The sequence below is a fragment of the Diaphorobacter ruginosibacter genome (genome assembly GCF_040396215.1).
Lineage (GTDB): Bacteria > Pseudomonadota > Gammaproteobacteria > Burkholderiales > Burkholderiaceae_C > Diaphorobacter_A > Diaphorobacter_A ruginosibacter_A.
This window is the reverse complement of record NZ_JBEBOW010000137.1, coordinates 1-9,561: the sequence shown is the minus strand read 5'-3', so window position 1 is coordinate 9,561 and position 9,561 is coordinate 1. Positions and strand designations below refer to the sequence as shown.

At 64.4% G+C, this 9,561-nt stretch carries 11 protein-coding genes; 5 read left to right on the top strand and 6 right to left on the bottom strand.

Translation table 11 applies throughout. From position 1 onward, the window contains the following. From ABWP92_RS14610 to paeA, 4 genes are all read left to right on the top strand, one after another. A partial coding sequence (locus ABWP92_RS14610) for a peptide chain release factor-like protein (protein ID WP_353236127.1) occupies positions 1-308 on the top strand: 308 nt, incomplete at its 5' end. 16 nt (positions 309-324) lie between these two features. Beyond that, positions 325-1,167: a peptide chain release factor N(5)-glutamine methyltransferase gene (prmC, locus tag ABWP92_RS14605; protein WP_353236126.1), complete on the top strand. Its 843-nt coding sequence runs from the start codon at positions 325-327 to the stop codon at positions 1,165-1,167. A 77-nt stretch (positions 1,168-1,244) separates the two neighbouring features. After that, entirely contained in the window at positions 1,245-1,577 is a 333-nt protein-coding gene (gene grxD / locus ABWP92_RS14600; RefSeq protein WP_353236125.1) for a Grx4 family monothiol glutaredoxin, read from the top strand. Between the two features lie 276 nt (positions 1,578-1,853). Then, the gene (gene paeA / locus ABWP92_RS14595; protein WP_353236124.1) at positions 1,854-3,197 is read left to right on the top strand and encodes a polyamine export protein PaeA; all 1,344 of its coding nucleotides are present in this window, start codon (positions 1,854-1,856) and stop codon (positions 3,195-3,197) included. Positions 3,198-3,278: 81 nt separating this feature from the next. On the opposite strand, the gene ABWP92_RS14590 is transcribed toward paeA, so the two are convergent. Together ABWP92_RS14590 and ABWP92_RS14585 are read right to left on the bottom strand one after the other, a co-directional pair. Then, positions 3,279-3,959 carry a lytic transglycosylase domain-containing protein gene (locus ABWP92_RS14590; protein ID WP_353236123.1) on the bottom strand — a complete coding sequence of 227 codons (681 nt, stop codon included), beginning with the start codon at positions 3,957-3,959 and terminating at the stop codon, positions 3,279-3,281. Continuing rightward, positions 3,956-5,701, bottom strand: coding sequence for a proline--tRNA ligase (locus ABWP92_RS14585; RefSeq protein ID WP_353236122.1), 1,746 nt, complete (start codon positions 5,699-5,701; stop codon positions 3,956-3,958). The genes ABWP92_RS14590 and ABWP92_RS14585 overlap by 4 nt, the downstream gene beginning before the upstream one ends. 90 nt (positions 5,702-5,791) lie before the next feature. Here ABWP92_RS14585 and ABWP92_RS14580 point away from each other — a divergent pair, with 90 nt between their 5' ends. After that, positions 5,792-6,475, top strand: a complete 684-nt coding sequence (locus ABWP92_RS14580) for an RNA pyrophosphohydrolase (protein ID WP_353236121.1) — start codon at positions 5,792-5,794, stop codon at positions 6,473-6,475. Between the two features lie 20 nt (positions 6,476-6,495). Here the strand turns inward: ABWP92_RS14580 and proB are convergent, their stop codons facing one another. The 4 genes from proB to rplU all read right to left on the bottom strand — a co-directional run. Then, positions 6,496-7,632, bottom strand: a complete 1,137-nt coding sequence (gene proB / locus ABWP92_RS14575) for a glutamate 5-kinase (protein ID WP_353236120.1) — start codon at positions 7,630-7,632, stop codon at positions 6,496-6,498. A gap of 81 nt (positions 7,633-7,713) precedes the next feature. Then, positions 7,714-8,832, bottom strand: a complete 1,119-nt coding sequence (gene cgtA, locus ABWP92_RS14570) for an Obg family GTPase CgtA (RefSeq protein WP_353236119.1) — start codon at positions 8,830-8,832, stop codon at positions 7,714-7,716. 171 nt (positions 8,833-9,003) lie between these two features. Next, entirely contained in the window at positions 9,004-9,261 is a 258-nt protein-coding gene (rpmA, locus tag ABWP92_RS14565) for a 50S ribosomal protein L27 (RefSeq protein ID WP_187598423.1), read from the bottom strand. 12 nt (positions 9,262-9,273) lie between these two features. Beyond that, the coding region (gene rplU, locus ABWP92_RS14560; protein WP_353236118.1) for a 50S ribosomal protein L21 at positions 9,274-9,561 on the bottom strand (288 nt) is incomplete at its 5' end.

Here is a 9,561-nt window from a genome sequence, read left to right as displayed (position 1 = left end):
ACGGCCGCAGCCAGCACAGCAACAAGGCCAAGGCGTTGCAGGTGCTGCAGGCCCGCATCCAGGAGAAGGAACGCAGCGAGCGCGCCGCCAGGGAAGCCGCGCTGCGCAAGGGCCTGATCGGCTCGGGCGACCGTTCAGACCGCATCCGCACCTACAACTTCCCTCAGGGGCGCCTGACGGATCACCGCATCAATCTCACGCTCTACAAGCTGCTGGCGATAATGGAAGGCGATCTGGGTGAAGTGCTGGACGCGCTCGCGCAGACCCGCGAGGCAGAGCTGCTCGCGGAGCTGGAAGTCAACCAGTGAACAGGACCCCGAAAGCATGACCAGGGAATCCCCGCGCCCGATCACCCAATGCCTGGCGGATGCCGCGCGCCTGGGCATCGCGCGCGTCGATGCCCAGATGCTGATGCTGCACGCCATGGGTCAGCCCACCCACGCACGCGCCTGGCTCATCACGCACGATGGCGACATCCCCGACGCGGGCCAGCTCGCGCGATGGGAGTCGCTTTGCGCGCAGCGCCTGGACGGCGTGCCGGTGGCCTACCTCACGGGCAGCAAGGAGTTCTACGGCCTGTCCCTGCAGGTGGACGCACGCGTGCTCGACCCTCGCCCCGACACCGAAACGCTGGTGGACTGGGTCCTCGAGCTTTTTCCCGGCGACGGCGGCGGGCTGCGCATGGCCGACCTGGGGACAGGAAGCGGCGCCATCGCGCTGGCGCTGCAGCGCGAGCGTCCACGCGCGGAGATCTGGGCTGTGGATGCCAGCGCGGATGCGCTCGCGGTGGCGCAAGCCAATGCGCGGCGCCTTGGGCTGGCGGTGCGCTTCGCGCACGGAAGCTGGCTGTCTCCGCTTGGCGGAACATTCGACGCCATCATCAGCAATCCGCCCTATATCCGCTCCACCGACCCGCATCTCGCCGCGCTCAGGCACGAGCCATTGGGCGCGCTGGCCAGCGGAGCGGACGGCCTTGACGACATCCGCCTGATCGTCGGCCAGTCCATTGCCCATCTGAAACCCGGCGCATGGCTGCTGCTCGAGCATGGCTGGGATCAATCGCCAGCCGTCCAGCAGTTGCTGCGGGAAACAGGCTTCTCGGATGTGCATAGCCGCAACGATCTGTCCGGCATAGCCCGCTGCACCGGCGGGAAAATCCGGAAATGAATGATTTTTCACCGGACAGTGGAATAATCAGCCCATTGCGCCCTGAACCAGGGGCATCCGAATTCCAGGAGAATTTCATGAGCGACGTAAATCAGCGAATCGACCAGCTCGTCAAGGGCAGCGACATCCTTCTCTTCATGAAGGGCAACGCCAGTTTCCCGATGTGCGGTTTTTCCGGCCGCGCCATCCAGATCCTCAAGGCCTGCGGCGTGGATCCCAGGAACATCACCACGGTGAACGTCCTGGAAGACCAGGAAATCCGCCAGGGCATCAAGGACTACAGCCAGTGGCCCACGATCCCCCAACTCTATGTGAAGGGAGAATTCATCGGCGGCTCGGACATCATGATGGAGATGTACGAGTCAGGTGAATTGCAGCAGGTCCTGGGCGCCAGCGCACCCGCAGCCTGACCCGCGCGCACGCGCCGGTAGCTCACCCGCACGACACAAGCCGCCCGGTGCAAGCCGGGCGGCTTTTTTTGTCCGGGAGTATTTCTTTCCCGGAATCCGGGCGGCCTCCCCCGGAATTTCCCGTTCGATCTTGTTTGCTGCGCGAACCGGCATCGCATCGCGCCAGGGACAACCTCGGACAAACCAGGACAACGGCCCACCGGCCCGCGCGCGCCCGCTACACTGGCTGGATGACCATTCGCGGCCGCGCCGGATTCCCGGGCGGCCGACCCCTCCATGCAGCTTCCAGAAAGTCTCTTCGCCATCGCCCTGCTGATCGTGCTCAGCGCGTTCTTTTCGCTGTCCGAACTGTCGCTCGCCGCTTCCCGCCGGCTGCGCCTGCGGCAACTCGCCGTGGATGGGGATTTGCGCGCGGAGCAGGTCCTGAAGCTGCAGGAGGCACCCGGAGACTATTTCACCGTGGTGCAGATCGGGCAGAACGCGGTGGCCATCCTGGGCGGCATCGTGGGCGAAGGCGCATTGACGCCCAGCCTGAGCCGCGTCTTCGCGCTGTGGACACAGGAGTCCACCGCCAACACCCTGGGCTTCGTCTGCTCGTTCTTCTTCATCACGTCGCTGTTCATCCTGTTCTCGGATCTGTTTCCCAAGCGCCTGGGCATGGCCGAACCCGAGCGCTGGGCCATGCGCGCGCTCACGCCCATGGCCTGGTTCATGCGCATCTTCAAGCCCATCGTCTGGCTCTACGCCAAGACGACCGATCTGGTTTTCGGACTTCTGGGCATCCAGACCACGCGCGACGAGCGCATCACCTCCGAGGACATCCTGGCCATGACGGAAGCCGGCGCGCGCGCCGGGATCCTCGCCGCGCGGGAGCAGCAGGTGATCGCCAACGTGTTCGAGCTTGATTCGCGCACCGTGTCCTCGGCCATGACGCAGCGCGAGCGCATCGCCTTCTTCCTGCGCGACGACCCCGACGAGGTGATCCGCGCGCGCATCGCCGAAGAGCCGTTTTCCACCTACCCGGTGTGCGACGGCGACATCGACCACGTCGTGGGCTATGTCGATGCCAAGGATCTGTTCCAGCGCGTGCTCAACAACCAGGCCCTGTCGCTCAAGGACGAGCATCTGGTGCGCAAGGTGCTGATCGTGCCCGATCGCCTGACGCTGGCCGAAGTGCTCGACCAGTTCCGCCTGGTCCACGAGGACTTCGCCGTCATCGTGAACGAATACAGCCTGGTGGTGGGCGTGGTCACCCTCAATGACGTGATGAGCACGGTGATGGGGGATCTGGTCGGCCCGGACGACGAGGAACAGATCGTGCGCCGCGACGAAAACTCCTGGCTCATCGACGGCGTCACCCCCATCGAGGAAGTGCTCCGCGCCCTGCATCTCGACGAGCTGCCCCACGACGATGAGTACGAGACGCTCGCCGGTTTCATGATGGTGATGCTGCGCCGCGTGCCGCGCCGCACCGACAGCGTGAGCTTTGGCGGCTACAAGTTCGAGGTGCTGGACGTGGACAGCTTCCGCATCGACCAGGTCATGGTCTCCCGCCTGGGCGACACCGGCGCGCCGGCCGCCAAGGAAGGCGCCGACACGGGATTCACGGAAAACATCTGATGCGCCGGGAAAGGAGAGCCGGCCATCGGCCCGCTCTCATGGATGGGCTGCCCGGATTCGCGCATCCGTTGCGGCAAGCGCTCAGGCCGATGTGACCTTCTCGTTGAACAGCCAGTTGCGCTGCGCGCCGAACACCGCATTCGGATAGGTATCGCGGCCGCGGCTGCCGTTGTAGCGGCCCAGCGCCATGAACAGATCGCCCTTTTCACGGTCCAGGTAATGGCGCAGGATCACGCAGCCAAAGCGCAGATTGGTCTGCATATGGAACAGCTTGCCCGGATCGCCGTCACCGATCACGCGCGTCCAGAACGGCATCACCTGCATGTAGCCGCGCGCGCCGACCGGCGACACGGCGTATTTGCGGAAAGCGCTCTCCACCTGCACCAGTCCCAGCACGAGCGAAGTATCGAGCCCCGCGCGCTTGGACTCATACCAGGCGGTCTGAAGAAAATCACGGCGCACCTCCCAATCAGGCTTGCGCTTGCGCAGCTTCTCGCTCATGGTGCCGAGCCAGCGCAGGTACATGATGCGCGCCTCGGTGGTCGAGAACAGCGGCTCGGGCGGCGCCTGGTTGGCAACCGCCGAGCTGAGCGCGGTGCGCACCGAGTCCACCAACGGCTCCTCCAGCTGGCCGCCGGCATGCGCGGACTGCGGCATGCCCAGCCAACCCAGGGGCGCCGCGGACAGGGACAGCACGAGCGAGCGCCTTGACACGCCAGCCTCCCGCCGCCCCCCTTCGATGACACCTTCGCTCGGGCTCATACCGTCAGGCGTTCTTTCACATGCGCGAACACCTCGGCCGACGCGACCTTGGTCGCAGCCGTGTCGCGGCGGTTCTGGTACTCCATCTGGCCTTCCTTGAGGCCGCGCTCGGAAATCACCACGCGGTGCGGCACGCCGATCAGCTCCCAGTCGGCGAACATCGCACCCGGGCGCTCGCCGCGGTCATCGAGCAGGACGTCAACACCTGCGGCCAGGAACTCGGCGTACAGCTTCCCGGCGGCGGCCTTCACGTCCTCGCTGCGATCCATGCCGATCGGGCAGATCACCACGGTGAACGGCGCAATCGCATCGGGCCAGATGATGCCGCGCTCATCGTGGTTCTGCTCGATGGCGGCGGCGGGCAGGCGCGTCACGCCGATGCCATAGCACCCCATCTCGAAGAACGACGGCTTGCCGTCTTCAGCCAGGAAAGTCGCGTTCATCGCCTTGCTGTACTTGGCGCCCAGATAGAACACGTGGCCGATCTCGATGCCGCGCTCGATGGCCAGCTCACCCTTTCCGTCGGGGGACTTGTCGCCCGCGACCACGTTGCGGATATCCGCCACCAGGTCGGGCTCGGGCAGGTCGCGTCCCCAGTTCACGCCAGTGATGTGATGGTCGATCTGGTTGGCGCCGCAGATCCAGTCGGCCATCAGCGCCACGTCGCGGTCCGCAACCACCGTGACCGGCTTCTTCATGTTCAGCGGTCCCAGGTAGCCGGGCTTGCAGCCGAAATGCTCCTCGATCTCCGGGAGGGTGGCAAAGCGGAAGCCCGCATCGAGCCCCGGCACCTTGCTGACCTTGATCTCGTTCATGTCGTGGTCGCCGCGCACCAGCAGCAGCCACACCTGCGACTTGACGATCTCACCCTGTTCATTGACCTCATCGGTCGCCAGCACCAGGGACTTGACGGTGGTGGACAGATCGACCCCCAGCAGCTCGGCCACTTCCCCGCAGGTGGCCTTGCCGGGCGTGGGCGTCAGCGTTTGCGGCCTGGCGGCAGCGGGGCGCGGGCCCGTGGGAGCCAGCGCCTCGGCCTTCTCCATGTTGGCTGCGTACTCGCTGTTGGGACAATAGACGATGGCGTCCTCGCCAGTGGCCGCGATCACCTGGAACTCTTCGCTCAGGTCGCCGCCGATGGCGCCCGAATCCGCAGCCACCGCGCGATAGCGCAGGCCGAAGCGGTCGAAGATCCGGCGGTAGGCAGCCGCCATCACCTGGTAGCTCGCCTTGGCTCCCGCCTGGTCGCGGTCGAAGCTGTAGGCGTCCTTCATGATGAACTCGCGCCCGCGCATCAGCCCGAAGCGCGGGCGGCGCTCGTCGCGGAACTTGGTCTGGATCTGGTACAGGTTTTTGGGCAACTGCTTGTAGCTGCGGAACTCCTGGCGGGCGATGTCGGTCACCACTTCCTCGCTGGTCGGCTGGATCACGAAGTCGCGCCCGTGGCGGTCCTGGATGCGCAGCAGCTCGGGCCCCATCTTCTCGAAGCGGCCGGTTTCCTGCCAAAGTTCGGCCGGCTGCACCACCGGCATGGCGCACTCGATGGCGCCGGCGCGGTTCATCTCTTCGCGCACGATGGCTTCGACCTTGCGGATCACGCGCAAGCCCATGGGCATATAGTCATAAATGCCTGCTCCGAGCTTTTTGATCATGCCGGCCCGTGTCATCAGCTTGTGGCTGACAATTTCCGCATCTGCAGGAGCCTCTTTCAAGGTGGAAATAAGGAATTGGGAAGCTTTCATCTATCGATCTCAGGCCACTGAGGTTAGCCCGCTTGCCGCATGCGGGGTACCGTGCATAATGGTCACAGTTTTTGAATTTGGGGTTAGATTATGCTCGACCGGGACGGATTTCGCCCGAACGTCGGCATCATCCTGCTCAACCAGAGGAACCAGGTATTCTGGGGAAAAAGGATCCGGACGCACAGCTGGCAGTTCCCTCAAGGTGGCATCGATCGCGGGGAATCCCCCGAGCAGGCCATGTTCAGGGAGCTCCACGAGGAAGTCGGGCTTCAGCCCGGTCACGTCAGGATCGTTGCCCGCACGCGGGACTGGTTGCGCTACGAGGTGCCTGACCGGTACATCCGCCGCGATGCGCGCGGACACTACAAGGGCCAGAAGCAGATCTGGTATCTTCTGCAACTGCTGGGGCATGACTGGGATTTGAACCTGCGCGCCACCAATCATCCGGAGTTCGACGCATGGCGTTGGAACGATTATTGGGTGCCGCTCGACGTGGTGGTCGAGTTCAAGCGCGGCGTCTATGAAATGGCCCTCACCGAACTGGCTCGCTTCCTGCCGCGCCATGAGCAGCGCAATCGCTACCTGAGAAGCGGCATGCGGGCGCGGGACGGTTCGGCATTGCCCGATGTGACGCAGCCCACGGCAACGCGTTTCAATTCGATGATTCTCAAGCCCGGCATGGAATTGCCCCCGGGCGCCAGTTTCGATCCGAACCCCCAGCCCGCGGAGCCCGAGCCTGGAACGCCCGCACCTCAGGCGCAGCGCGAAGACTGACAGGCTCATGCAGCCGGGCATCAGTGGTGGGTGAGCACCAGATTGTCCCGGTGCACCATCTCGGGCTCGGCGGCATAGCCCAGCAGGCGTTCGAACTCCGACGACGGCTTGCGGCACAGCAGGCGCGCCTCGGCGCCTGCGTAGTTGGCCAGGCCGCGCGCAATTTCCTCGCCGCTCTCGTCCTTGATACCAATCACGTCACCACGGACAAAATCGCCTTCGACGGAGATCATGCCAATGGGCAGCAGGCTCTTGCCGCTGCCCTTGAGCTTGGCGGCCGCGCCCGCATCCACGGTGACATGGCCGCGCATTTGCAGGTGATCGGCCATCCATTGCTTGCGCGCCTGCGTCTTCTGCGTCTGGGCCAGCAGCAAGGTGCCGATGGACTCGCCCCTGGAGAGACGGATCAGCACATCGCTCTCGCGGCCCCAGGCGATCACCGTCGATGCGCCCGAGCCCGCAGCGCGCTTGGCCGCCAGGATCTTGGTGATCATGCCGCCCTTGCCGATGCTTGAGCCGGCGCCGCCGGCCATGATCTCCAGCGCGGGATCGCCCGCCTGCGCCACGTCCACGAACCTGGCGTCCGGGTCGCGGCGCGGGTCGGCCGTGTACAGCCCCTTCTGATCCGTCAGGATGACCAGCGCATCCGCCTCGACCAGATTGGCGACCAGCGCGCCCAGCGTATCGTTGTCGCCGAACTTGATTTCATCCGTCACCACGGTGTCGTTCTCGTTGATGACGGGCACCACGCCCAGGCGCAGCAGCGTCAGCAGCGTGACGCGGGCATTGAGATAGCGCTCGCGGTCGGCCAGGTCGGCATGGGTGAGCAGCACCTGCGCGCTGCGCATGCCCTGCTCGCGCAGCTTGGTCTCATACATCTGCGCCAGCCCCATCTGCCCGACCGCGGCGGCGGCCTGCAATTCATGGATCTCACCGGGCCGCGTGGCCCAGCCCAGGCGCTTCATGCCCTCGGCGATCGCGCCGCTGGAAACCATGACGACTTCGCGCCTGACGCCGTCCTCGCCATGCACCAGCGCGGCGAGCTGGCGGCTCCATTCACCGATGGCAACCTCATCCAGCCCCCTGCCCTCGTTGGTCACGAGGCTGGAGCCGACCTTCACCACGATGCGGCGGGCATCGCTCAAGACATTGGACATTTATCTGTATCAGTAGCTGTTGATGGCCCGGCCGCAGCCGCTGCGCAGCCATCTCCGGGCAGACGCCATTATGAAACCAGCTCAGGCTTCGTCGTCAGCGCCGCGCGCAAATCGCGGATCATTCTGCAAGTCAATATCGTCGTGCGGCAAAAAGCGCGGATCGACTTCCTGCGGATTGTTCTGAGCCACCTGCTGCGCATGCACGTGCTGGAAGATCGTCTTGATCAAGGGCTCGCAGCCTTCGCGCGTGAGCGCCGAAATCTCGAAGACCGGCCCCTTCCATTTGAAGCGCTTGACGAAATCCTTGACCAGCCGTGCGCGGTCCTCCGCGGGCACCATGTCCAGCTTGTTGAGCACCAGCCAGCGCGGCTTGCCATGGAGCTCGGCGTCATACTTGCGCAGCTCCTCCACGATCGCCTTCGCCTGCTCGACCGGATCCACGTTTTCATCGAACGGAGAGACATCGACGATGTGCAGCAGCAGGCGCGTGCGCTGCAGGTGGCGCAGGAATTGATGGCCCAGGCCGGCGCCTTCGGACGCGCCCTCGATCAGGCCGGGAATATCCGCGATCACGAAACTCTGCTCGGGCCCGACGCGCACCACGCCCAGATTCGGGTGCAGCGTGGTGAATGGATAATCGGCGATCTTCGGGCGTGCATTCGACACGGCGGCGATGAAAGTGGACTTGCCCGCGTTGGGCATGCCCAGCAGGCCGACGTCGGCCAGCACCTTCAGCTCCAGCTTCAGATTGCGGCGTTCACCCGGGAATCCTGGCGTCTTCTGGCGCGGCGCGCGGTTGATGGCGCTCTTGAAGCGCAGATTGCCGAAGCCGCCATCCCCGCCCTTCGCAATGGTGATGACCTCGCCCGGATTGAGCAGCTCGAACAGCACCTCGCCAGTCTCGGCATCGGTGATGATCGTGCCCACCGGCATGCGCAGCGTCACGTCCTTGCCGGCGGCTCCGAACATGTCCGAGCCCTTGCCGTGCTCGCCGCGCTGCGCCTCATGGCGGCGCGAGAAGCGGTAATCGACCAGCGTGTTCAGATTGGGATCGGCCACGGCGAACACATGGCCGCCGCGCCCTCCATCGCCGCCGTCGGGGCCGCCGAATTCCTTGTACTTCTCGTGGCGGAACGACACGCAGCCGTTGCCCCCGTCACCTGCGGCAATGTCAATATAGGCTTCGTCGACGAACTTCATGGTCCTGGAGTTTACAAAATCGCCCCTTCCGCACCTGGCGCAAAGGACTTGAGCATCGAAAATACGCAAAGAGCGCGGGCGATTCCCGCCATCGGCGATCCCGCCCGGAGCTCTCCAAAAACGACAAAGCCCCGACGGATCGGGGCTTTGGCTGCGTGTTCAGCGAACAGCTTACACCGGAGTGATGCTCACGGTGTGCTTGTTCAGAGCACCCTTGGTGCCGAAGGACACGTGGCCGTCCACCAATGCGAACAGCGTGTGGTCCTTGCCCTGACCCACGTTCACGCCAGCGTGAATGCGTGTGCCGCGCTGACGAACGATGATCGAGCCCGCGCTGATCAGTTCACCACCGTAAGCCTTGACGCCAAGCATCTTCGGCTTGGAATCACGACCATTTCGCGTAGAGCCGCCGCCTTTTTTCTGTGCCATGAGATATACCCCTTAAGCAGCAATAGCGCCGATCAGCAGTTCGGTGAACTGTTGACGGTGACCTTGAGACTTAGCATAGTGCTTACGACGACGCAGCTTGAAGATGCGCACTTTGTCGTGCTTGCCGTGGGCAACAACCGTTGCCGTCACAGATGCGCCGGACACCAGGGGTGCACCAACCTTGAGCTCTGCGCCGTTGCCGACTGCCAGAACCTGGTCGATCACGATCTCCTGGCCTACGTCCGCAGCAATCTGTTCTACTTTGATTTTTTCGCCAGCAGCAACGCGATATTGCTTGCC

Bases quoted from the DNA above. Each gene is read 5' to 3' on its own strand.
- ABWP92_RS14590 (WP_353236123.1), bottom strand. From the start codon at position 3,959: ATGAGCCCGAGCGAAGGTGTCATCGAAGGGGGGCGGCGGGAGGCTGGC.
- prmC (WP_353236126.1), top strand. From the start codon at position 325: ATGACCAGGGAATCCCCGCGCCCGATCACCCAATGCCTGGCGGATGCC.
- cgtA (WP_353236119.1), bottom strand. From the start codon at position 8,832: ATGAAGTTCGTCGACGAAGCCTATATTGACATTGCCGCAGGTGACGGG.
- paeA (WP_353236124.1), top strand. From the start codon at position 1,854: ATGCAGCTTCCAGAAAGTCTCTTCGCCATCGCCCTGCTGATCGTGCTC.
- grxD (WP_353236125.1), top strand. From the start codon at position 1,245: ATGAGCGACGTAAATCAGCGAATCGACCAGCTCGTCAAGGGCAGCGAC.
- ABWP92_RS14585 (WP_353236122.1), bottom strand. From the start codon at position 5,701: ATGAAAGCTTCCCAATTCCTTATTTCCACCTTGAAAGAGGCTCCTGCA.
- ABWP92_RS14580 (WP_353236121.1), top strand. From the start codon at position 5,792: ATGCTCGACCGGGACGGATTTCGCCCGAACGTCGGCATCATCCTGCTC.
- proB (WP_353236120.1), bottom strand. From the start codon at position 7,632: ATGTCCAATGTCTTGAGCGATGCCCGCCGCATCGTGGTGAAGGTCGGC.
- rpmA (WP_187598423.1), bottom strand. From the start codon at position 9,261: ATGGCACAGAAAAAAGGCGGCGGCTCTACGCGAAATGGTCGTGATTCC.